General features: G+C 36.2%; 21 protein-coding genes. 5 read left to right on the top strand and 16 right to left on the bottom strand.

The annotated features are described in order from the left end of the window. From NSQ99_RS07860 to NSQ99_RS07825, 8 genes are all read right to left on the bottom strand, one after another. Complete coding sequence (locus tag NSQ99_RS07860; RefSeq protein ID WP_285855802.1) at nucleotides 1–327, bottom strand: PadR family transcriptional regulator; 327 nt, start codon at nucleotides 325–327, stop codon at nucleotides 1–3. A gap of 229 nt (nucleotides 328–556) precedes the next feature. Beyond that, complete coding sequence (locus tag NSQ99_RS07855) at nucleotides 557–1,270, bottom strand: ABC transporter permease (protein WP_340838759.1); 714 nt, start codon at nucleotides 1,268–1,270, stop codon at nucleotides 557–559. 43 nt (nucleotides 1,271–1,313) lie between these two features. Then, complete coding sequence (locus NSQ99_RS07850; protein WP_340836068.1) at nucleotides 1,314–2,240, bottom strand: ABC transporter ATP-binding protein; 927 nt, start codon at nucleotides 2,238–2,240, stop codon at nucleotides 1,314–1,316. Nucleotides 2,241–2,320: 80 nt separating this feature from the next. Further along, the gene (locus NSQ99_RS07845) at nucleotides 2,321–3,019 is read right to left on the bottom strand and encodes a response regulator transcription factor (RefSeq protein WP_340836067.1); all 699 of its coding nucleotides are present in this window, start codon (nucleotides 3,017–3,019) and stop codon (nucleotides 2,321–2,323) included. Beyond that, on the bottom strand, nucleotides 3,012–3,935 hold the full coding sequence (locus tag NSQ99_RS07840) for a sensor histidine kinase (protein ID WP_340836065.1): 924 nt from the start codon (nucleotides 3,933–3,935) through the stop codon (nucleotides 3,012–3,014). Before NSQ99_RS07840 ends, NSQ99_RS07845 begins: the two co-directional genes overlap by 8 nt. 200 nt (nucleotides 3,936–4,135) lie before the next feature. Then, nucleotides 4,136–5,398, bottom strand: coding sequence for a group II intron reverse transcriptase/maturase (ltrA, locus tag NSQ99_RS07835; protein ID WP_340836062.1), 1,263 nt, complete (start codon nucleotides 5,396–5,398; stop codon nucleotides 4,136–4,138). A gap of 163 nt (nucleotides 5,399–5,561) precedes the next feature. Beyond that, entirely contained in the window at nucleotides 5,562–5,735 is a 174-nt protein-coding gene (locus tag NSQ99_RS07830; protein WP_251671621.1) for a hypothetical protein, read from the bottom strand. Nucleotides 5,736–6,039: 304 nt separating this feature from the next. After that, nucleotides 6,040–6,489, bottom strand: a complete 450-nt coding sequence (locus tag NSQ99_RS07825) for an SRPBCC domain-containing protein (RefSeq protein ID WP_340836061.1) — start codon at nucleotides 6,487–6,489, stop codon at nucleotides 6,040–6,042. 122 nt (nucleotides 6,490–6,611) lie between these two features. Here NSQ99_RS07825 and NSQ99_RS07820 point away from each other — a divergent pair, with 122 nt between their 5' ends. Both NSQ99_RS07820 and NSQ99_RS07815 read left to right on the top strand, forming a co-directional pair. Then, the gene (locus NSQ99_RS07820) at nucleotides 6,612–7,415 is read left to right on the top strand and encodes a helix-turn-helix domain-containing protein (protein WP_340836059.1); all 804 of its coding nucleotides are present in this window, start codon (nucleotides 6,612–6,614) and stop codon (nucleotides 7,413–7,415) included. Between the two features lie 26 nt (nucleotides 7,416–7,441). Next, nucleotides 7,442–8,422 (top strand): BtrH N-terminal domain-containing protein, encoded by a 981-nt coding sequence (locus NSQ99_RS07815; RefSeq protein WP_340836058.1) that lies wholly within the window; start codon nucleotides 7,442–7,444, stop codon nucleotides 8,420–8,422. A gap of 23 nt (nucleotides 8,423–8,445) precedes the next feature. Here NSQ99_RS07815 and NSQ99_RS07810 read toward each other — a convergent pair whose 3' ends face one another. After that, nucleotides 8,446–9,360, bottom strand: a complete 915-nt coding sequence (locus tag NSQ99_RS07810; RefSeq protein WP_251670341.1) for an ArsR/SmtB family transcription factor — start codon at nucleotides 9,358–9,360, stop codon at nucleotides 8,446–8,448. Between the two features lie 194 nt (nucleotides 9,361–9,554). Between NSQ99_RS07810 and NSQ99_RS07805 the strand changes: the two genes are divergently transcribed. The 3 genes from NSQ99_RS07805 to dptH all read left to right on the top strand — a co-directional run bounded on the left by NSQ99_RS07805 (nucleotide 9,555) and on the right by dptH (nucleotide 16,914). Further along, nucleotides 9,555–10,739 carry an IS256 family transposase gene (locus tag NSQ99_RS07805; RefSeq protein WP_210178541.1) on the top strand — a complete coding sequence of 395 codons (1,185 nt, stop codon included), beginning with the start codon at nucleotides 9,555–9,557 and terminating at the stop codon, nucleotides 10,737–10,739. A gap of 72 nt (nucleotides 10,740–10,811) precedes the next feature. Continuing rightward, on the top strand, nucleotides 10,812–11,531 hold the full coding sequence (gene dptG, locus NSQ99_RS07800) for a DNA phosphorothioation-dependent restriction protein DptG (protein WP_340836055.1): 720 nt from the start codon (nucleotides 10,812–10,814) through the stop codon (nucleotides 11,529–11,531). Beyond that, a complete protein-coding gene (gene dptH, locus NSQ99_RS07795) occupies nucleotides 11,512–16,914 on the top strand; it encodes a DNA phosphorothioation-dependent restriction protein DptH (RefSeq protein WP_340836054.1) in 5,403 nt (1,800 codons plus the stop codon). The genes dptG and dptH overlap by 20 nt, the downstream gene beginning before the upstream one ends. Before the next feature lie 23 nt (nucleotides 16,915–16,937). Here the strand turns inward: dptH and NSQ99_RS07790 are convergent, their stop codons facing one another. Genes NSQ99_RS07790 through dndC form a run of 7 tightly spaced genes read right to left on the bottom strand, consistent with a single transcriptional unit; the run spans nucleotide 16,938 to nucleotide 24,473 of the window. Continuing rightward, complete coding sequence (locus NSQ99_RS07790) at nucleotides 16,938–17,333, bottom strand: hypothetical protein (protein ID WP_340836052.1); 396 nt, start codon at nucleotides 17,331–17,333, stop codon at nucleotides 16,938–16,940. After that, nucleotides 17,334–19,376: a DNA sulfur modification protein DndD gene (gene dndD, locus NSQ99_RS07785; RefSeq protein WP_340836050.1), complete on the bottom strand. Its 2,043-nt coding sequence runs from the start codon at nucleotides 19,374–19,376 to the stop codon at nucleotides 17,334–17,336. It abuts the gene before it with no gap. Nucleotides 19,377–19,412: 36 nt separating this feature from the next. Further along, the gene (locus NSQ99_RS07780) at nucleotides 19,413–19,589 is read right to left on the bottom strand and encodes a DNA modification system-associated small protein (RefSeq protein WP_340836048.1); all 177 of its coding nucleotides are present in this window, start codon (nucleotides 19,587–19,589) and stop codon (nucleotides 19,413–19,415) included. A 2-nt stretch (nucleotides 19,590–19,591) separates the two neighbouring features. Next, nucleotides 19,592–20,725 carry a cysteine desulfurase family protein gene (locus NSQ99_RS07775; RefSeq protein WP_340836046.1) on the bottom strand — a complete coding sequence of 378 codons (1,134 nt, stop codon included), beginning with the start codon at nucleotides 20,723–20,725 and terminating at the stop codon, nucleotides 19,592–19,594. Continuing rightward, nucleotides 20,722–21,102 carry a DNA sulfur modification protein DndE gene (gene dndE, locus NSQ99_RS07770; RefSeq protein ID WP_340836045.1) on the bottom strand — a complete coding sequence of 127 codons (381 nt, stop codon included), beginning with the start codon at nucleotides 21,100–21,102 and terminating at the stop codon, nucleotides 20,722–20,724. Before dndE ends, NSQ99_RS07775 begins: the two co-directional genes overlap by 4 nt. A gap of 9 nt (nucleotides 21,103–21,111) precedes the next feature. Continuing rightward, nucleotides 21,112–23,079, bottom strand: a complete 1,968-nt coding sequence (gene dndD / locus NSQ99_RS07765; protein ID WP_340836043.1) for a DNA sulfur modification protein DndD — start codon at nucleotides 23,077–23,079, stop codon at nucleotides 21,112–21,114. Beyond that, nucleotides 23,076–24,473, bottom strand: a complete 1,398-nt coding sequence (gene dndC, locus NSQ99_RS07760; RefSeq protein ID WP_340836041.1) for a DNA phosphorothioation system sulfurtransferase DndC — start codon at nucleotides 24,471–24,473, stop codon at nucleotides 23,076–23,078. The genes dndD (NSQ99_RS07765) and dndC overlap by 4 nt, the downstream gene beginning before the upstream one ends. Between the last annotated feature and the right edge of the window lies 1 nt (nucleotide 24,474).

Below are 24,474 nucleotides of genomic sequence, written 5' to 3'. Positions count from 1 at the left end.
TTATTCCCGCTCCTTTAGCTCATTTATTTTGGATGACACAAACTCCCATTTACTCCAGAACCTTTGCAGTTCTTCACGCCCCGCTTCGTTGAGCGAAAAAAACTTTCTAGGCGGTCCCATTTCCGATGGCTTCTTGCTAATCTCTACTAGCTTATTTTTTTCAAGACGAACTAGAATCGTGTACACCGTTCCCTCCACGACATCTTGAAATCCAAGAGCGTTAAGCTGCCGCGTAATTTCATAGCCATAGGTTTCTTCGCGGCTTATAATTTCAAGTACGCAGCCCTCAAGTACGCCTTTGAGCATTTCTGTTAAGTTATCCAGCATCTACACCTCACTATTCTGTATGACAGGTATTCAGTATTACTTACTACCACTATATAGTATTACTAAGTAGCAGTCAAGTCAATAGGCATGCAGTAAAGATTCTGTAAAAAAATGTAATCCCGGACAGGTTTCGTATGTGCATATCAACAAGAAAACCACACCTCTATTTGGCGTGGTTTTCTTGTTGCATGTAGAGTTGGATTGTTGTTCGATTGCTACTCCTCCTGTTTTACCTCAGATCCTCTTTTATTTTTAACCGAATAGCAATAAAAGCGAACAGCAGGAGTGTCACAGTCGCTACGCTAGCGATATGAATTAAATCCCTTCCATGATTATAATCAAATGTGCTGTAGATTGTACTAACTAGCAAGTATTGAGACAAGTAGACGTTGTCCAGCAATGATTCTAAAACAGCGAATATCATACCAACCACATTCAGTACTAAGACCAGCGCGATACCAAAGCTTACAAGCATGCTTCTAGTGAATATGGAGGTACATAGGATTAAGATGGAAAAAGCCCACAGGAGTAAAAACAAGCCGATCAATAATTTTGCAAAATACCCCAGATCACCTATCGAAGTATTATCAAAAAAGATTCCCCTGCCGATCAAATCAGATACAACCATAGCAACCATCATAAAGACCGTAAAAATAGCTTGAACCAAAATTTTTGAAACGACCGAGTAAACTCGAGCCTTCTTCATCGTAATATAATTTTTATAAAAACCAGAATTATATTCACTGAAATAGAAATATACACAGAATACAAAGATATAGATCAATATCCAAGAGGGTGGCTGCGAGAATAAGTGTTGAATAAACTCACTCTCATTCATTTTACTAATATCTATTCCACCAGCTTGAATTGGCTGTGCATATTGCTTAAACATAAATATTCCGAAAATCTGAAACGCGCAAAAAACCAAGAGCAGTATATACATGATTTTGTTCGTAATAAAACGATGCAAGTCCATCCTAAATATATTAAGCATGCAATTCACCTGCACTCTTTGTCAATTCTAAAAAATATTGCTCCAAGCTCATCTTATACTTAACAATGGAATGCACCAGCTTTTGATTTCTAGCAAGTAGATGAACGATTTGATGATTTTCAATATGGGAGTCGTAGATATGCACATTCTGTTGATCAATGACTCTATAATTGCTTATGTTCAGCTGCTGTTCCAAAACTGGCAACACCTCTTCAACATGATCAACTTCAAGCTCGATCCGTTCCTCACACTTAAGCAGTAAATCATCTTTAGAGATAACTTCTATGATCTTACCTTTATGGATGATGGCGTATGTTGTCGCGATCTTCGATAATTCCTCTAAGATATGGCTAGAAATAATAATGGTAAGCCCCGTCTTATTCAACTCTAGGATTAACTTTCTCATCTCAACGATACCTTGCGGGTCTAAACCATTAATCGGTTCATCTAATATTAAAACGTCTGGACTTCCAAGCAACGCAATGGCAATACCTAGCTTCTGCTTCATCCCCATGGAATAGTTTTTTACCTTTGTCTTATCAGAAGCATCAAGGCCTACTAGTCGTAACAAGTCAATAATATATTGGTTTGGGCTCTTGAGCCCATAAGCGATAGCTAATAGCTGCAGCGTTTTATATGCGGTGTACTGAGGATATAATCCCGGATTTTCAATTAGCAGCCCCATTCTCTCAAAAAAAGACTGGTCCTTTGATTCTGAGCGGTCAAAGAAATAAATCTCACCCGAGGTGGAATGAATTAGCCCTCCAATCATTTTGAGCAAAGTGGATTTACCCGCTCCATTTTGACCAATCAATCCGAAAATTTCACCTCTCGCTATTTTGAAATCTGCGTTATATACCGCTGTTTTCGCCTTAAACTTTTTTGTAAGCTGTCTAACTTCTATGATTGTGCTCGTCATATTTGACACCTCCCGTTAGACATAGTCTACAAACTAAATGCCAATATATCTCTCAGAAAAGGTAAAGAAAGTTCAAAGTTTTATGGACTTAATCTAAAACCAATTCCCCAGACGGTATCAATATAAGTTTGATCATCATACATTTTAATTTTTTTGCGAATATTGCTGATGTGAACAGTAATAGTCTTGTCCTCTCCCATATACATATCGTCCCAGCCGAGCTCGTACAAATCCTGCTTCGTAAATATGCGAGAAGGGTTTTTCAGCAATAGCTCAATAATTCGATATTCCTGCCTTGTTACATTAAGCTCGGTTTGATTAACGACGACACTTCGAGTGGTACAATTTAGGATAAGATTTTTGTGACGATAATGATCAGAGCTTTCCGTTTTTGTGTTTCTATGTAAATGTACATTGATTCTTGCAAGCAGCTCCTTCACTTCAAACGGCTTTGTAACATAATCTACTGCACCTAACTCGAATAAATTCAGCTTTTGATCTAATTGATCTTTGGCCGATAACACGATGACCGGCGTATCGCACTTCAGTTCATCCCTCAAATACTGCATAAAGCCTTCCCCAGACAGTCCAGGAAGCATAAGATCCAAAATAATCAGCTGAAATTGATCGCGTGCTGCAATGAGCTTGGCTTCGGTACCGGAGTATGCCTGTGTGCATCGTAAATTCTCTTTTTGAAGAACATCCTTAATAATATTGTTGATATGCTCGTCATCTTCAACAATTAGAATTTGGTGCGGCTGCACCTTGAACTCATACATATTCCTTCTCCTTCTCAGCCTTCACAAAAGTTATACTTAAACAAAATTGCTTCCCTTCCAAGCTTACCTGAACACTGCCACCCATTTTCTCCATTAATGTTTTCACGATGAAAAGTCCTAACCCAGAAGAATGTATGCTCCGTGAAAGATCTTCTTTATAAAAACGAGTAAAAATTTTATCCGCTTGAATGGACTGGTAATGCTTCAATTGATTAGTAAAGTGAATAACAACCTTATCCGACTCGTTTTCACACCGAATGGAAAGTGAACGGTCACGGTCACCGTGCAAGAAATAATTTTTAATAATATTTTCAAATATTCTTTCCAACGCATTGCTATTACTAAGTATGTAAATTGGCGATTCAGGCAACTCCAATTCAGGCTCTGACTCACCACGAGAAAACTCATCAATAAAATAAAATAGTCGCTTTTGCAAAACATCTATTACGTCCAATGAATCTAACTCTAAAACGAATTCCGGGTTTTGAAGTTTTGTATAAAAGAATAATTCATCTACCAATGTGACCATTTGCTTCATTCTAGTTTGAGCTAGCCCGATGTAACGCGATTTTTCCGTTAAAGATTGTGTACTTTCAGCCATTTGAAGATAACCGCCAAGTGATGTCAATGGCGTTCTTATGTCATGAGACAAGCTTATAATGGTCGTATTAATTTCTTCATTTTTTTTAATAAATTGCTGGTTTAATTCCCTCTGACCTCTTAACAAGCTGTTGCAAATATCGACTAGTTGATAAATTTCTTTAGGTCTGACTTGTATATGGACAAATTTGAAAGAATCATGCTTAGAAATAAAAGATAACTGATTACCGATATCTTTTATCTGATTTTTATAGTAAAGAAAATATACCGTCTGAGCTAATAATGCAGTGGATAATAAGATCAGGGCTATAATCATAATCCAGCTTCCTTTCTAATCTACAATAAATATCCTCTTTTCTATTTTCCATACTGTCATAAAACTAGAGAGGTGTCTATTTCAAAACGAAACATTAAACTAAGAAAATCCTTATAGATCCTTAATAGCAATCGAGTAGGAGGGGGCGGCTAGCCCCCGTCCTCTCACACCACCGTGCATACCGTTCGGTACACGGCGGTTCATGTCATATTCCGCAAAAGACTGTATCTGTCCGTTAAACTTCTCAGTCCAAGAGATGACCAATATTGGTTGTTCATTGACCGATGAAGAATCGGACTACATGCAATTCGCCAGTGTTTCTTCCTCGAATTTCCCCATTCATGTGCCTTTTGTTTCGAAACGCCTAACGACAGCAGTTTTCTGACCTTTGTCTTCGGCTGCTTCCATTCTTTCCATATACACATTCGAAGCCTTCTTCTTATCCATTCGTCCAACGCTTGGAACACACTTTTCGTATCGGCTAATGCATAATAACCGCACCAGCCTGTGAGATATTGATTAAGTTCCTTTATTCGTAGTTCGATCGGGATTGGCTTACTCCGAGAGGTGATCGCTTTAATCTTTGCTTTCACTCGATCTAGTGATAGCTTTGCGATCTTTATTCGCGGATTTTTCTTCTCCCAGCTGAACGTGAAACCTAGAAATTTACGCCTCCATGGACGGTCAACCGCGCTTTTCTCTCGGTTAACTTTCAACTTCAGTTTTCCTTCGATGAATGCAGTAATGGAGCTCATCACTCGTTGTCCTGCCTTCCACGTTTTCACATAGATGTTGCAGTCGTCGGCATATCTCACGAAACGAAGGTTCCTCTTTTCCAGTTCCTTATCTAACTCGTCTAGGACGATGTTCGATAATAGCGGACTAAGTGGACCTCCTTGCGGAGCCCCTTCCGTTGTCGCTTGAACGAGACCTCCTTCCATTACTCCCGCTTGCAGATAGCCGCGAATAAGTTTCAGCACCATTTTGTCTGTCACTCGTTCCGCCAGCTTTGCCATTAAGCGGTCGTGATGGATTCGGTCGAAGAATTTCTCCATGTCAATGTCTACCACAATGCGGTATCCCTCTTCCATGTAGCTTCGTGCTTTCCTTACCGCATCATGCCCTCGCCGTTGTGGGCGAAATCCATAACTTTGCTCGGAAAACGTTGGGTCAAATACAGGCGTTAATACTTGGATGATTGCTTGTTGAATGAGGCGATCTGTCACCGTAGGTATGCCTAAGAGCCGAGTTCCACCGTTCGGTTTCGGGATTTCGACCCGACGGACTGGGCTCGGTTCATAGGCTCCTTTCTTTATGCTTTCGCGAATGGTTTGCCAATGTTGTACGAGGTGTCTGCGTAAATCTTTTACCGACATGCCATCTACGCCGTGGCTTCCTTTATTCGCTTCGACCCTCGCTAGCGCCGATAGCATATTTTCTCGTGACAGTATTTCTTCGATCATCCTTAGATACAACTCCCTTGCGTGAATGATTCTTTCTCTTTGTGCCGCTGATGAGCTCTGCCCTTCCGAGTACCCTCGCGTATTCACCGCTACTTTCCTCAGATAAGTCCTTTCGGATTGTCTGCTTTCATCGCCCATCCTCGAACGCCAAGATTCTTCATTCCTATTCCATGTTCGGTCCTTCCGCTAGCTGTTGCAACAGCCTGCGTACTATGACCTCTGCTGACTTCTGTACGTTCAGCTCGCCCTCGTGGGCAAGGTTACGAAGTTCACTTCGCATTCCGCACAGATCTCCCCAGGTAAGAACGCTATCTTCCTCTCCATCTATCTGCTTCATTTACTCTCGTACGCCTTCGGCAGTATGGACTTCAGTTTGTGCAGCAACCTCATCCAACGTACGCTAGCCTTGTATGAAGTTCGTGTCCCTCAGACCGGAGATTTGCCGCTGGCTTCCTTCAGATTCCACCTCGCGATGGACACCCTTGCCTTAAGCTATGGCTACTACTGCCTTCACCATTCGGGACTTGAACCCTAGAGATAGCGCCCATGCTGGGCACACTGCAAAAAAGGCTGATTCAGTTAGAATCAACCTAGTCTCGGTGAATCGGAACACACGATTAAGATGCTATACCAATCTATTGCTAAAATCCAAAATCTAAAGGCTTTCCAGCTTCCGCCATTGTCTTAATATTACAAAGAATCATCCACCAGTATTGCTCTGTCTTTTGGAATAACGGGTTATTCTCTGTCCATTGATCATTAATAAGGTGTAGTTTGGTGCAGCCCCCTACTCGTTCCAACGATAAGATGACTCGGCTTTCCATCTGTGCATGCTCGGCATAATGAGATGGACCAGGATGATCTGTATAGCTCAGCACTCGGTTTGGCTCATATTGAAGGAGCTTCCCATAAATATGTACCGTGTCATCACCATGGGCGCCTGGTCCTACAAATTCAATGTCCTCGCCCACCTGAAATGTTGAACGGATGGCTCCACCCAAAAATGCTTTTATCGATTTCTCTGGATTGACTAAGACATCCCACACCTGCTCAGGACTTGTACCGATATAAAATACATACTCTAATTTCACGAAATATTCCTCCCATAGCTATTCCTTTAGTAATCATTTTAGTTTATGGTGAGATCATAGCATGCCGGATATGCTAATGATTGTAAAATCGCGCCAACCATAATGTTTCAGGGGTGGAACCAATGAATAATCAACTTCGCAATCCGAATATGGGAATCTTAAATTTTGATACGGGTATGCATAAGTTTTCAATTTCACGACATGCTCCGTCTAACGATCTTTCGTTCTTTATTCAGCATTATTGGCTAATCACATGGGATTTACGAGAGCATCCCCCTTATTCTCAAGAGGTTTTGCAGCATCCAGGGGTAAACGTCGTCTTTCAGCGTGGACATTCGTATATACGTGGCATTGAAAGCAGAAAATCTATAAATGTGCTTCAGGGGGAAGGACAAATTGTAGGTGTGCTCTTTAGACCTGGGGCTTTTCATTGTTATGTTCAAGCACCTGTCTCTACTCTTACAGATCAAACCGTTAACATCTCTGACTACTTTACGCTAAATGTTAAAGCGTTCGAAGAAGAATTATTTTCGCTAGAGCGCGAAGAAGAAAAGATTCTGCTTGTCGAAAAGCTATTACGACAAAGCAAGCCTGATTATAATGCAACGGTCGATTTACTTAATGAAGTAATTGATGAAATTATTCATAATACGGAGATTACCAAGGTCGAACAATTAGTTGAGCAGTTTGACATACCTAAAAGAACATTGCAGCGCTGGTTCAATCAATATATAGGAGTGAGCCCTAAATGGGTCATTCGGCGCTATCGCATGCATGAGGCGATCGACCGGATAGAACGTGGAATGGATTTGACTCAATTGGCCATGGATCTCGGCTATTTCGATCAAGCCCATTTTAGCAAGGATTTCAAGGCCGCTGTCGGCAAATCTCCTACGCAGTATATGAACGTTAAACTATCTTATTAATGAATTGTTGGAGGAGAACGGAATATATGACGACCATTATTGAAAATTTTGTTGCATATGAAGGCGAGCATTGCGAGACAACTGCCATGGGCAATCTACTGCAGCATGTAGGTATTCAATTGTCTGAACCAATGCTGTTTGGTCTTGGGCAAGGTCTTGGATTTATATATTGGGACTCGAAGGGAATGGAGTTTCCATTTATCGGTGGAAGAATAAAAACAGATGTATTGAGCGCTAACCTTGCCAATCGCATTGGCTTAACTGTCAACACGCTAGAAACATCGTCCGTCGATAAGGCTTGGAAGAACGTACGGCTTTGCATTGAAAAAGGAACTCCCGTTGCACTGAAATTAGATTCCTACTACTTAGATTATTTTACGAACAAAGTACATTTTGCTGGTCATTATGCAGTCATGTACGGCTTCGATGATGAGTTCGCCTACATGGCCGACACCAGGCAACAAGGTGGACAGGTGAAAACGCAATTGACTAGTTTAGCTGCTGCAAGAAATGCAAAGGGATCGATGAGCTCGCGGAATCGTTCCTTTACGATCGAAGCAATCAAGAAATTACCACCACTTATTCCCGCTATTCGCAAGGCGTTATCTAACAATGCACATGACTATTTGAACCCACCTATTCGTAATATCGGCAATAAAGGCATTGTTAAAATGAGCAAAGAAATATTGAAGTGGCCTTCCCGCAGTAACAATTTCGAGCATGATTTGTGCTTAACCGCATTACTGATGGAGCGAGCAGGAACTGGCGGGGCTTTATTTCGAAATCTGTTCCGAGATTTTTTGCGAGAATGCGCCGATCAATTGGAAGAACCGAGAATCGAACAAGCTCACCGCATGTTTTCAGAAATCGCCCCACTGTGGGTAAATGTCTCAAATTTAATTGATCGTGCGGGCAGAACAGGAGATCAACAGGAGCTAGTACAAGCATCTGCCCTTCTACTGGACATAGCGGATAAAGAGCGCAGTGCTATGGAGTTATTGTTATAAGAGCAATCACTCCATAGCCGCAACTACTTGCATACGATTTGGCAGCTTATATCCTGATTGTAATTGCCGAAGCCGCTGCCAAACAGTGTAACCCCGCCACAATGCTTCGCATCGCTACGACTACTAATTCGCATAACGATCTCTTCATCGGCACATAATGATAACGCATCTATCGTTACATTAGATACCTGTACACCGTCAATATACGTCCCTTGCTCATTGATACGAATATGCTTCAATACACCATGCTGAATATCCTTATGCCACCACTGTGGAGTGAAGATAGCCCTACCCTTCCCTATCTTTCCTGGGAACGTCCACGCAGCAACATCGATTCCATTGAAGCTAAATACAATGTCAGAGGGCTGCAAATGTGTCGAAGAGCATGGTGTTTGGGAGCAAATCTCTAAAGATACCTCAAGCGCACTCGCCTGCTCACTGTACAGCATAAAATTAGGTATACGGTATTCAATATAGCCGCTGCTAAACCACAAAACATGCGCATCACGATGAACAGGATCTCCGAAATACCTAGGATCATCACACATACCGAGCATGCTCTGCTCTGAAGCAAGACCGCAAGAAGGCTCAATATTATAGTCTGAATACATACCAATAGGAATCATAACTTCATATTTTTGCAGCTGTTGCTTCCTATCACCATGCTGGCATTTAAAATTCAATACCATCTGATCAAGCTGCAAGTAGCACAGCTTCTGCTGTCCTCTCTTACCTGCGATCAGCTCGCTGCGAACAATACCAGCCTTTTCAAGCATTTGAATATGACGTGTAACGATCGGTGGTTTTATCTCTAGCGCCTCGGATAAGGCGCGAATATTCATCGGTTGTTCGTTTAATAGCTCAATAATACGAATTCGAGTAGGTGATGCGAAGCTTTCTAATATCGAAAAATTATCTCGATTTACCGAGATTTCCATAATAGATCCCCATTTCTCTATGTATCTAGCGATAATTGTATAATTTGAAAGTTAATTAATCAATAGATTAGTTCGCATTTGACACGGTATTTTGAGAGTATAAAATATTATGTGTAAATGAATAAATGCAAAAGGAAGACCTTTTCTTGTAGAATTGAGTTACCACACAAAATTCACAGAGAGAGGTCTTCCCTATGAATCATTTTACAACAGATTTAGTCCAAGCTCTAGTTACAAAACAAGATGTGACTGAAATTTTTCGTATTCACCTCGAAAGAGCGATGAATCACTTGTTAACAACCGAGTTAACCGCCTTCCTAGATTACGAAAAGTATGATCGTGCAGGCTTCAATACAGGCAATTCTCGTAACGGCAGCTATACACGTACGCTCCATACGGAATACGGCGATCTGCACCTTCAAATCCCTCGTGATCGTAATGGAGAGTTCAAGCAGCAGACCGTAGCGCCCTACAAGCGATCCAACGACACGTTAGAATCGTTTGTCATTCATATGTTCCAAAAGGGCGTAACCATGACTGAAATCGCTGATCTGATCGAGAAAATGTATGGGCATCATTACACACCACAAACCATATCTAACATGACGCAAGTGATGGTAGAGCATGTTGATGCGTTCCTAAAGCGCCCATTAGCCCAGCGCTATGTCTGTGTCTATTTGGATGCAACCTACATTGCTGTAAAGCGTGAGACTGTTTCGAAAGAAGCCGTTTACCTAGCTGTAGGCATTCGTGAAGACGGTTCTAAGGAGGTGCTTAGCTATGCCATCGCTCCAACTGAGTCTGCCTACGTATGGAAAGAGCTTCTGCAAGACCTTCGAGAAAGAGGCACAGAAGAAGTGCTACTCTTTATTTCTGATGGGTTAAAAGGTATGGTTGATGCCATTTTCGAGGTCTTTCCAAGTGCCAAATACCAAACCTGCTGTGTTCATCTTGCTCGCAATCTTGCTCATAAAGTGCGTGTGTCTGATCGTGCTGAGATCTGTGATGATTTCAAAACAATATACCGCGCAAAGGATGAGCAAGCTGGTCGTGAAGCGCTAGAACGTTTCTGTGATAAGTGGAAAACTGCTTATCCTAAAGCAACGAAAGCTTTAGTGGAGAATCCGTATATCTTCACGTTTTACAGCTTTCCACAGTCGATTTGGAGAAGCATTTACTCTACGAATCTTATTGAATCTTTTAACAAGCAGATCAAGAAATACACGAAACGGAAAGAACAATTTCCTCACGAAGAAGCACTAGAGAAATTTTTAGTTTCACAGTTCGAAGGCTATAACCAACGCTTTGCTACAAGATGTCATATTGGCTTTGACCAAGCTCGTGCAGAACTACAAGCCATGTTCAAAAGCAACACGTAATTCAACTGCTACAAGTAAAGGTTATTTTTATTTACACAAAATTCTTGACGCTACCCGCATTATTACTCATTCATGTATATTAATCAATTAGTTATTAAATTTAATCAGTTTACTAATGCTGACTATAATACGATTTCTCCAGTTTACTTCTGTATTGAATCTGAAAAACTCAATAAAAATCGTGATGTTGTAAGAGAAAGTCATCTACTATTAAAAGAACAATATACTTATTTGTTCTCTCATATTCATACGATTTACCAACTAAGTCATATGCAACTGCCAGACTATGAAGATGAATATCAATATCCAATTTTAACTTATGCTGATTTCAAAGACTTGGAATATGATCAAGAACTAAAAAATAGTATACACGCTTGGATTAAAGAGTATCAGCACATCTTTTCAAATGCAAAACAAGTTAATATTAACGCTGACTCCTTACAAGCATTAATAAAAAGTTTATTTGAATGTATTAAGATTGGTATGAATATGGACAACATTAAGCGCTATAAAGAAAATGCACTGCATGTTGGTCGTAACACCTTTACAAAAAATGGTCGTTCGTTAGGAACAGTTCTTTCATTAAGTCAAGAACATTTATTATTGTTAATCGCTGTATCTATTAAAAATGAAAGAACCCCTTTATCTAACCTCTACCAATCGCTCGAAAAAAGAGGGGTATTTTTAGATAAACATTCCAAACTTCATGTACGGGAAATATTAACAAAACTAAATTTGATCGATAAAAAAAGTGATAGTGGAGATGCTCAATATGTTAAACCAATCCTATAATAATATAGCTGAATTAATTCTTAACTATTTTGACGAACATACTTTTTATCCAGGGGATCGTTTTTATTTACAACTTGAATCGCAAGAAGAAATCGATTTGTTATTACAATCTCTACAAACCACTGGTTCAAATCGTATCGAAACCTTTACATTCTCACATGAACAAAGTACAGATCAGTACCAAACATTCTCCATCTTGTTAGATAACCAAATTAAATTAGTCATAGCTGCTACAAATGATACGGTTACAGCTGATTATTTAGTTATGCTCCGTAACCAGACAGGTGAGCAACAAGGGGTATGGAACAATACGATGCTACTTAGTATTGTTCAGTCCTCCCTAGAATCAATTACAAACGGAAGTAAAAATCTACAAATTGAAGGAATGCCATTACACGTTGACTCTATTATTTCTACTTTGCATGAAAAAATTCAAAATAGTACATTATCTATTTCTGAAAAAGAGATTTTATTTCAACGGATGAGTGATATTCAGTTTGAACAATCATTCCAGCAAATTACATTTCACGATTTTATCGACATATTTAAGATCGTCGAAAATAATGGCTTGTTACCCGAAAACTATAAACAGTTAGGTTTATTCTTTGATACCGATCTAGAAAGTTATCGTGGTAAAGCTATGAGAGAACGACTACAAGCTAACAAAGACTTATTTCAATACATACAAAAACATGATGAACGTGCTCAGTTGACTGGAGATTATAGTATCTTTGAAAAAAAATTTCTTCCTAAAGATATTGAAGAAATCAAGAAAAATGATTGGACAGGATTCAATTTTTCAAAGATCTACACTATGAATGAAAACTTTAACAAGCAGAACAAGCATTCACAAGTAAAGTTTTCTAGAATCATTAGTACGTCTACCGATATCATCTGGGAGCGTCCTACCTCAGATCATACTGCGGGAGGTTTAAGAAAACGTCACGTCATCATTTTTTCAAATTCAAAAGAGCCTATTACTTTAGGTTTAGAATTTGATGTTTCCAGCAACATTAGTAAATTAGAAAGAAGCTTCTCTAAAATCAAGCAAAGTTTTAACTGTGACTGCATCATGAAAATCACAAAAAACATTATCAATTTGGAAATTACTTCTCAATCAAATGGACTTTCAGCATTAAAGTATATTTATAAACATGAGGATAAAACTACTTTAAGTTGTGAATTTAATATTTTAATACTACCCGTTAAATCAATGTATTTTTCTAAGTATTTAACAAACTACCAAGTAGATATTTCAAGTCGTTCTGTGTTTTTAAGATTGCCAATTGAAACAGAATCACTATACTTTGGTGATGAGAATGACTCACCACAAATAACAGAACTTAACAATAGTGAAGAACGAGTAGATATTTATCAAGGTAGTTATTTTAGAGTTACACCATTAGATACTTGCTATAACGATAATGATGAGTTAATTTTTAACCTTAACTTTATCGAGGAGCAATGTACTCTTCCATGCAAAGTAAAACGTGAATCAGTACACGTGACGCCATTGAAAATGACGGTTATTCGAAAAGAAAAACTTAAACATAAGTATTGTTACTACTATCCAAGTTTTGACAATAACAAGATAATTCAAGGTAATCGTGAAAACTCACTTTATGAAGAAGAATCCATGTTTATTCAGTATGAAAAGTTATGGGTCGATAATGGTTATATGGCTGCTAGAGTTGATAATGATAATGCACTGGAGGAAATATCATTAAGCCTCTCGCTTGAAATGAAAGCATTATACAGTAAATTCATTAATAGAGTAAACATTGAAAAAACACTACCTTCTCTAATGGTTTATCAAAGCGATGAATTAAGAAAAAGTGCAATGGAGTATGTACAACAGTATAATTTTGAAATTAATAACCTCAGTGATTCTTCTCCGGCGGGACAGAAAGGTAAAGATTTATTCTTACTTGGTACAGTTGAAAGTTCGAATGACTTTTATCTTACACCATTTCATCCACTCATCGTAGCCTATCAATTAAAATTGTTCGATGAAGTTGCTGGTGAGGATATCGATGACAATATTATCAAACGTTTGACGCCTTATGGACTATTACCGTATATATATGTACACAATAAGTTATATCGAGTAGATGATTCATTCGATATGCCTGAATGGATTAAATACCAACCGATTGAAAAAATATCATTGCATGATTCAAGTAAGTATCTTGCTACAATCGTGTACGATAAATTAAATCAGTTCCATAAGCATTTTAGGTATTTATTCACGGCATCTGCTCAATCTCCATTGTTAATCAATATTATTAACATTAATAATGATAAAGAAGTTGTTAAAGGTATCTATAGATGGTTTATTGCATATGTCGCGAAGAATGGATTGAATAAATCAATTAAAATTCGTATCTCTTTCTATCAATCTAATGCTAGCTCTAGTTTCATAGATGATATGAACAATGATAAATTATTTGATCTTCTTAGTGAAAAAGAATTCCAAAAAGTAATTGCTGATTATTCATGTGAAGAAATAGTAAATTTAATTCAACGGGATATCACTTACTACAGACATACTATGGACAGTGAATTTAATTATAGTCACATTACATTTTATAATATTAATGGTGTTGAGTCTGATGCATCTAACTTAATGTCTCATCTTCAGTCTGGTATCACATTAAGTGGTCTTTACTCTACTGTACCTTATCTATCAACTGAGGAAGATTACCGAAATGGATTTGGAATAGGCAATTTATTATTTAATAAACAAGATTTACTTATTAATACTGCTTATTATTGTAATGAATTATCACGTAATATGAAAAACGATGCGAGTGATAACTATAGAAAAGGTGAAACGATCGTTACACGTACTACCAAACAAGATGAACAATTACTAGAATCAATCTATCAAGCATCTAACTGGGTCACAATTGTTGATTCTAAACTAGATCTATCCTATTTCCAGAATCAGTCTAAGTTAACCGTTATACATTATAACGATCAACATTCCGATTCTAGTAAGTATGACGCCATTACTGTTACTCAGCAAGCTGACCAATACCATAAAGTGATTCGAGATATTCTTGTGTCTAAAGATATTGAAATCGATTCAAGAACAATTCCATCCATCATTCAATCATTTAATGTTTTCAATGGTGAATGGTTACTGAAAATAGTTGGAAGTTCTGGTCATTATGATCGCGAGAAACTTAGTATTATCTCTGCGATCAAATATACACTTGCATATTTTTATCATCCAAATATTACATGGATCCCTATATCTTTAGAAGAAATTTTACGTATTGCTGGAATATCTGGTCTAACGAAATCAAAAGGATTATTTAACTTAAATACGTCAACAAGTGCATCTGACGATTTACTTCTAATTGGTGTTGAAGCTCATCCTAATCAGCTAAAGTTACACTTTAATCCTGTTGAAGTGAAAATTGGTTTGAATTCAAGTTCCGTCATTAATAAGGCTAAAAAACAAATCTCTGTTACTAGCGATATTATGTTTTCTTCATTAACTGAAGATAGTTTTAACAGTAAATACTTCAAATTTTTCTTTGCTCAATTAGTTATTGTCAATTCAAAAAAACTAATTGAAAGTAATTTCTGGAACAGTAATCAACAATATTCACTTAATGATTCTATCATTCAAAAACTTAAAAATAATGATTTTACTATTTCAACAGATCTTAATTCGTTCATCGGGAAAGGTACTGTACTTTCATTCAAACAAAATTCCTATGTACGAAATTCATTATTCGAAAACGATATCTTACACTTGAATTTTAGTGAAACCGATGGATATATTGGACTAACTAAGTCAATGGATGAACTAGTTGCATGGATTCAAAATGGTAATAGTGATTTTCCGACTGAAGAATTAATAAGTAATATTTATATCGCAAAATCTAACGTCTCAGATCGACTTGAAATTAATGAAACCAATCAAAATGTAATTCAAGAACAACAATTAATTGAATCTCTTTCTCAAGTTGCGGTGACAAATGATAATTCAGATATTCCAACGATTGTCAGTGAAGCTGAGCGTGTGTATGAAGATCCAGCAATCATTGAGTTAATAAAAGATACAAACACTACGATAGACGAACAATCTGTATATGAGGAGGCCGAGTCCGTCAGTCAATCCAGTCACAATATTGCAGCTGAAGACAGTAGAGAATATGATTCTTACAAGCCTAACACAGAGGTACGACAAGTTGCTTTAAGTTCGACTAATCAATCAACCGAAAATGTAGAATCCAATAGGGATAGGGATAAAGCTAGAATTTTAGTTGGAACTTTATCTAACTCTACTAAAAAGATTTATTGGGAATATGAGCATTCCCAACTTGCAAATCGGCATTTACTCATTTCAGGCATGTCAGGTCAGGGAAAAACTTATCTTATTCAATGTTTACTCTTGGAACAATCTAAGCTAGGTATTTCTAATCTAATTATTGATTATACGAATGGCTTCTTGCCGAACCAACTTGAACCAGAATTCGTTAACGCTTTAGGAAATAAATTAGAGCAGCGCGTTGTTTACCAACAAAAGCTTCCGATTAATCCATTCAAGAGTAATGTACGTGATATTGGTGGCTTCTTACTTCCAGAGAGCTCCACTGATATTGCGGAGCGTGTTAAAAATGTATTTTCTAAAGTGTACTCTGGTTTAGGGATTCAACAGCTAAATAGCATTTATGAGGTTACAAAAATAGGGGTAGAAAAATACGGAGATTCATTCGACTTAGAGTTATTAAAAGAACTACTAGAGAAAGATCCTTCACCTTCAGCAAAAACAGCTCTATCTCAAATCAAACCTTTAATTGATCGGGCTCCATTTGATTCTAACCAAACGTTCAATTGGAATGATCTAATTGAAGCTAAAGGAAAAGTGCTTATTATTCAACTCGTTGGTTACCCAACAGACATTCAACAGATTCTTACGGAATTTTTACTATGGGATATCTGGAACTACTCGTTACAAAATGGAACAAAGGATGTTCCGTTTCCAATTGTACTTGATGAAGCACAAAATCTTGATCATAGAGAAGGCTCTCCAACCACTAAAATGTTAACTGAGGGTAGAAAATTCGGTATTTCTGGCTGGTTCGCAACCCAATTTTTGAAATCTCAATTAGATCAAGGTGAAATTGCTCGTTTGCAAAATGCATCACAAAAAATCTATTTTGCACAACCTGAACAGGAATTATCTTTTGTTGCAAATAGCCTTTCTAAGGATCCCCAAGAACGTAAACGAATGGAACAAGATTTAATACAACTTAGAAAAGGTCAATGTATCTACTTCGGTCCGATCGAAGATCATAATGGCAATCTAACACCTACTCAAGTACTCAAACTGGATATTACACCATTAACTCAAAGAATAAATTAATGAAGGGGCGACTGCCCCTTCTTTTAATTTATGATTATACTATATAGATCATCAATTGGATTATCTTTACGAAGATTGTTGATTTTGTCATACAATGCATGAGTCCCAATTTCTAATAAAACAGCTAACTCGTCAGAAATTCTCGAATCATCTAACTCTTTTTCATACTTCTCTATTAAGATATGCTTTAATAATAAGTAATCATTATCTGCAATCACATCCGGTAAATCCCATGATGTTTTTGAATCCATTTCCTTAATTTTACGCTCATAATAATCGTAATTGGGTTGTGTTAAACTTAAAGCTTCAGCAATTGCAAGTTTAATAACTAGCGGTCTTTCGAATATATCTAACTTGTCTTTAATTACGTCAGTATATACTTTAACAAAGCCTCTAACTCTTCTTTTTTGATTTTTCATCTATATCCCTCGTGTAAATTCAAAGTAACCCTCTTTAATTTGAGTATATTTCTTTTCCTCATTGTAATCGAGCATATAGTTTTTATAAGTATGCTCTAACATAAGTTGTTCATACTCTGAGCTTACTTCTGTATCCGTAGATAAAATAACAACTTGGTGACTTAGATACTTATAATATTCCTCAATCAATCTAGTTCGATGAACACTATCTAGTCTTCCTAATGGAGTATCGATAACCATAGGTAACTGAAATCCAGAAGCTCTTGTTAAAGCCCAAATTAATGATGATGAGATAATTTGCATTTCCCCTGCTGAACGTTCCAACAAACTAATTTCAGACATACGATCGTTATATAATCTTATACGATATGAGTTCGTATCAAATTCAATTTTTCCAAATTCATCTTGCTTTCTAATCAGCTTATTAAGCATGAAACTGAATTCTTCTTTGATTTTATTAGTTTTTATCGTTGTTAATTCATTCGTATATGTCTGCATAAGTTGATGTAACTTATCAAGCATATTTAATCTTTTTTCTAACTTCTGTGTATCATTAGTATTGTTAGTTTTTCTTGTACTTTTATTTTTAAGTGTTAGTAAACTATTTTTTAATTTATCAATTTTTCTTTTTAGTACATTCGAACGATACTTAGATTGACCAATTTGTTCTCCTAATCGATCAATAGACTCGTTTTCTTTTGAAACATCCACTTGTTCAGGTGCATTACGAATTTCTTGTTCTATCTCATTTAATTGTTCATCGATTTTTTCTTTTCGCTTAACCAATTGGTTAAACACTGCTCGATCAGGACTTTTCAAAGACTGGAGGTATGTATACTGATTATCAGTTAAATCATGTCGAACTAAGATGTTTTCATCAATCGTATTTGTAATTTTTTGTTGATTCATCCATACTTTCTGACTGGAAGTATATAACTGTTCTATTTGATTCTCAAGTAATGGTGGATCTATTTCTGCTTTTAATATCTCACTAATAAACGAGTGATATGGTTGCAACTGCGCTTCAAGCCTTAATTTTTTCAGTTTTTCCTGCTTCTCTAATTGAATTCTTTTTTGTAGTGTTCCCACAAATGGAGATATTTTCAGTAGAAACACATTATTGATAAAGAAATTTTTAGTTTGAACATCAACCTCTTTAGCCTCAGCTTCAAGAGCTCCTCTACGAGCAACTAAAACTTCTCTTGATTTTGAATTAGTGAGCATTTTTTTATCTCGCTGCTCCCTAATTGTATTAAATAATTCCTCATTATTTCTAAGGTCATTATTAATCTTTTGTAATTGTTCCTGACTTTTCTCTAATTCTTCTGTTATTTTCTTAATTTCTTCTCTATGATCGGAAATAATATCTTTGGAGTAACTTTTGTTAATTTCTCTTTCAGTAGATAACTTACTTGCATATAAGTCGCTTGTTAAATCTTTATATGCTTTGATCCCTGTGATCTTATGAATAGCATTTTTCATTTCATCATTTTTACTATTTGAGTCTGCATTAGCTTGTTTAAACACTAAATCTTTCAACTCTTCACCATCAAAAATAAAGAACGGTGCAGCATCAAATGGTATAAATCTATCCATATAATTATAAAAAGCTTCTATATTATTTATTTTTCTTGTGTTTACTCCACCCGTATGTTTAGGATTTCTTGTAGATATTTCTCTTTGTTCATTAACAAGCTTCTTACTACCATCAAAAATCCATTTAACAACAATCTCTAATTCGAAATCTTCTCTGATCTGAATGGCTAAGCGAATCGAACTTTCACGCCCACCCTCATCAAAAAAAAGATTATTGATAGTATTAGAGAAAATTCTAGTAAATTCTTCTTTTTTCATACCTCTATTACCAAATAAAGCGTAATAAACCGCCTTTAAGATTGTCGTTTTTCCCGCACCATTTAGTCCACCAATAAGTAGTATATTTTTTTTTTGGTTTTCACTTTGAACACTATTTTCGAAATCGATCTCTTGAATCCCGTAATATGTTTTATAATTTTGAAATTTTAGCTTTTTCAATGTAATCAATTTCTATCACCTATGCTTATCAAATTTTAATTATCTTTAATTATCTTTCGAAGCATAAAAATCAATTAATTCCACAAATGATGTCTGTCTTTCTTGTTCGCTAGCATTACTACTTGCCTTTTCTTTCATCTCTTTTATCAACTTATCTACCAATTCATATGGTACCCCAATTTGATGGCAAAGTTTAGCTAAAAGACGAGCTTCATCGTTCATAACTAGTCTCCTTTTAATAATTGAGTAAAAAAATTAAGTTCATCAATCGTATTATTTCTTGAAAGTGAGATTCTTAGTGAAGACCTTACTTGATCTAGGCTACATCCAATCCCTTGTAATACATGTGATGGCTTGGTGGTACTACAGGCTGAGCCACTAGATAAAGAAATTAGGTGGCTTACTTTCTTGATCAACAATTCGTTAGGTATTCCATCAATTCGAACATTAACAATACCAGGAATTTTATTTGTTATCTGCGCGGATGAATTTAAGTGAATAATACCATCAAATTCATCTTGCAGTTTCCTTACTAAGTACTCCTCTAACTCCATCAACTTACTTCTCGTCTGATTGAGGTCGTTGTATGCGATTTGAGCCGCTTTTCCCATACCCACAATTCCTGGAACATTTAAAGTACCACTTCGATAATCAAATTCCTGACCACCGCCATGCAATAATGGAGTTAACACTCTCTTCATTCCATTTATTTCTTTTTTAATTATAGCCGCACCAATACCTTTTGGACCATGAAATTTATGGGCACTAATTGACATAAATGGAACTTCACTCTGAGCTTTTGTAATATCTACTTTTCCGATTACTTGAGTTGCATCAGAATGTAAGATAATGTTTTTTCTTTTGCATAGCGATGCTATTTTTTCAATATCATTCAGAGCACCGATTTCATTGTTGCCCCACATAACCGACAATAAGACAACATCATCACTTAGTTCTGAGATTAACTCATCAATATTAACGTGTCCATATTTATCAACTGATAAATAGCTGATATTAAAACCTTTAGTTGCTAAGTATTTCATTGATTCTAATACCGATGAATGTTCTACCGCAGTTGTAACTAGAGATTTCTGCTGACCCCAGAATGGATCTGCAATACCCTTTATAATCATGTTATTACTTTCCGTAGCACCACTAGTAAAGATAACTTCATCTTCTCTACAGCCGACCAGTCTCGCTACCTCATTTCTAGCGTTTTCAACTGCGGTTTTAGCTTCTATTGCTAAAGGATAATATTTACTTGAGGGATTACCGTAGCCTTCCTTTAGATAAGGCATCATTGCTTCCAAAACTTCATCATGCATTTTTGTTGTCGCACTGTTATCAAAATAAATCATACAGATTCCACCTTATCCACCAGGTTTCTCATTAATTTGTTAACATTTGAAGCCTGTATATACTCTCTTTCCAAAATCGCAGTCCCTCTTTCCAAATGGGCATTGAATAAATCAGGGAAGAATTCGTCATCCGTAACTTCTCTATTTTCAAACTCAGTGATAAGAGCTTTATACAAAAAATCATACTTACCTGTCAAAGTGCTTCTATTAAAATCCAAGCCTAACAGTGGAATATTGATTAATTCTACTTTTTCTTTTTCACGTAGTGACAATGAAACAGCTATTCTAGCTAGTATATTCGGAGTCAGATTTGTTTTCGATTGTAGTTCCTTTAACCGTTCTGCTGTTGCTTTAGTGGTTTTTAATCGATATTGCATAATGTTCTCCTATTTCATATCAAAATAATTTGATGAAACTTGTACTTTAGCGTTAGTCAAATCAGCTTCAATAGTATATTCGTTCGCAATATACGGTTTTAGTATCTCATAATGTTCTAGGTCTATTTCTGAGTCCGTAGATAGAATGATGACTTGCTCACTACATTGAGGAATATAACTCTCAAGAATGGCTTTTTTATGCGTCTGATCCAGTCTGCCCAGCAATGTATCGAAAATGAAAGGTAGCTCACGATTAGATGTTAATTTGATTGCCCAAATTACACTCAAGAACAAAATTTGTTTCTCCCCTGCGGATAAATGTTCAACAATTAACTTTTCACCTCTATTATTGAATAAAGTAAGTTCATAAGTTCCGTGGTTAATATTCACCTTCTTAATAAAGTCTTTCTTCCTATATAATTTATTTAAGATCTTTACTAACTCATTTTCAACAGATTGTAGTTTTTTACGAATTTGAACATAACGGAATTCTCTACTCACCGACACTAATTGATTGGAAATAGTAAATATATTTTTCTGTTTATTGTTATCAATAATTTCTTTGTTAAGTTGAGATAATTTATCTGCATATTCTAGATCTTTCACTTTACACTCATCAATCATCTCATTAATGTTTATAAGATTTAGTTCTAGTAAACCAATACTTTTCTGAACATCATTCAAACTTTCCAAGATCTCTTGTAAATCACTAGCACGGTCATTTGCTTCAATTGTATCTTTTAATTCACGAATTTTTCGTAGATACACTTCATTTTGATCAATACGTCTTGTTATTACCTTTTCATCAAAATGTTTAATTTCATTGAACAAGTTATGGATTTCTTGTACTTGGTCAGGTGATGCTTTATGAATAGGTGAGCTTATTTGCGGTTTTAATCGCGTAACTAAAGCTTCTACGAATTGTTCGCCATTAATTCTATTAATATCCAGTTTTAAATCCGCGAACACATTTTCTATTAATTCTGCACTTATACTGTGCTTTATTTTTGTAGCAGCATCATTTTTTTCTTCTTTTTCAAGAGTACTGACAACACTAGCTAATTCCTTACGTACCAACAGCATCGGCAATAATTGCGAAATATCTGTTTTATTACTTTCTAGCATTACTTTACGGTCAATTTCTAACTGAAATATTTCATTCTGTAATGCATCTCTCTTTTCTTTAAACAAGCCACCATGAATATCAAATTGATGTAACAATTCATCTTTTTGATTTTTTAATTCATATAACTGAACGTTCGTTTCAGCTAATTGAATATTATAGTATTCTATATCATCTCTAACTACACGTTGTTTATCTTCTAGATCCATAATTTCATTCTCAACCTCGGGTAATTCATCTTTAATGTTGCCCTGTTTCAACATATGTTTTAGGTCTTGCTCTAGGCTTTCAAACAAATCTAGGTTAAAAAGTATGTTACTCGTCTTGTTGATATAACCAGACAACACTTCTTCTGAGATCATTTGTGAAATTTTCTCACCATCAAACAAACAAGCTTCAAACAGTTGAGGCGGGAATTCTTCTCGTAACTTTTCAAAAAACAACTCTTTATCTACACGATCTAATTCTATTTTATTTCGAATAACACTACTGATTTCTTTAATATTTGAATCACTTAATACCCATTTTCGAGAAATGGTATATTCAATCTTCTCGAAATTCTCCCTCATTTGAACATCTAACAATATTTCGTAATTACTTTCACCGAATGCCTGAGCAGTATTATTCAACTTAGTTTTAATCTTGTCATAGTATATAGGTGTTTCAGTCTTGAATCCAAAAGAAAGCGAGCCAAAAAGTGCAATTTTCACGCTATCTAAAAATGTAGTTTTACCGGCACCATTTTTCCCTCCAATTAAAATCACCTTTTGAGTATCATTTTTAGGCTTTAATTTGAATTCGTAATAACCTCTATATCCACCAATATTAAGTAAACGCAGTCGTGTTAACTTCATTCCTTATATCCTTCCACTTTTCCATGATGAACTATATCTTGATTCAGTACTTTCTGAAATTCTTCAATAAGTCCACGTCTTATTTTATAACCTACATAATTTTTCTCGATATTGATAAGTTTTTTGATCAATTGGAAATCCACATCATTTTCTTGACATATCAATTCAAGATCAGTGATTTGACTGCTATCAAAGGGAGCACGTTCCTCTTGATCCCAATCTAACATTTCTCCGTATACATCAAAATAAATTTGAGGTAATGAGTCCTCCCAATCTCCGCTTTCAATCCATAACTTCCTAATCTGTTTCAATTCATCAATCTGGATTAATTTATAATCAGGTTCGTATGGATTTTCAACTTGTTTTTCGGTCTCTAGCAATTTCTTCAAAATAAGTTGGCGCGCCTCTAACGTATACGGTCCCAATCCCAATCTTCGATCATCACCTTCACCAACATAATAGATTGAACCATTCATCCTAGATTTTTCCCTTAAGTTTCGATCATCACGGATTGATGCTAACCAATTTCTAAATTCTAAGAGTGGCGTCATCCAACTTTCACCACTATCAATAAATCCAACGAGGGCTTTATCCTCTTTAACAACGGTACAAACCCAACAACCAAATCGGCTATTACCACAAGAACCTGCCGTTTCTTTTATTTCTTTATCGACAATAAGTGGGCATTCACCAGCAGATGAATTTTGATATAAAGCATACAGTTCATAGTTATCAGTTCCCCAAGGAGTTTTCGCTTGATTAACCAAAAGATAATTCCAAACATCATCTAGTGCAAACTCTCTAATAGGGGCATATACAAATGCATTTTTCAAACTAGAGTGCTTCATTAATTTTGAGCCCTCTATCGTATGCTGTTTAATAGACTGCGCCCTAGTTGCACTTTCTTCTTCACGTACTCCCAACACCATAATAACTTCACCAAATTTAGATACTTTATCTAAAATAAATCGATTAGCAGGGTCAATTTTCATACGGTCAGTACACCATCTGAATTTTTGTCTTGGAGATGGGTATCCCTTCCCAATTAACAAACTCCAAAAAGTATTCTGTACTTCTGGTTTTACTTTATGTGTTTCGATAGGTAATTTTAATTCTATACCTTTTGTCTGAATAGAATACAGAGTATGATTAATTGATGAGATTATGAGTGGTGTTTCAACCATCGTATCTGATGAAATGATATAGACTTGTTTTTTTCTTTGTTCTAGCTCTAACTGTTGTAACATTTCAAATACTAACTGAACAACTACTGTAGAATCTTTACCTCCACTGTAGCCTATTACCCACGGTCTATCATCTGATAAATAAACTTCTTTTAATTCATCTATTTTAGTTTGATATTTACTTTTCGATTGTAACAAGTCTTTTAGCATA

The sequence above is a fragment of the Paenibacillus sp. FSL W7-1287 genome, assembly GCF_038004245.1.
In the GTDB taxonomy this organism is placed as follows: domain Bacteria; phylum Bacillota; class Bacilli; order Paenibacillales; family Paenibacillaceae; genus Pristimantibacillus; species Pristimantibacillus camelliae.
The sequence above is the reverse complement of the archived record's forward strand: the minus strand, read 5'-3'. Positions and strand labels throughout refer to the sequence as shown.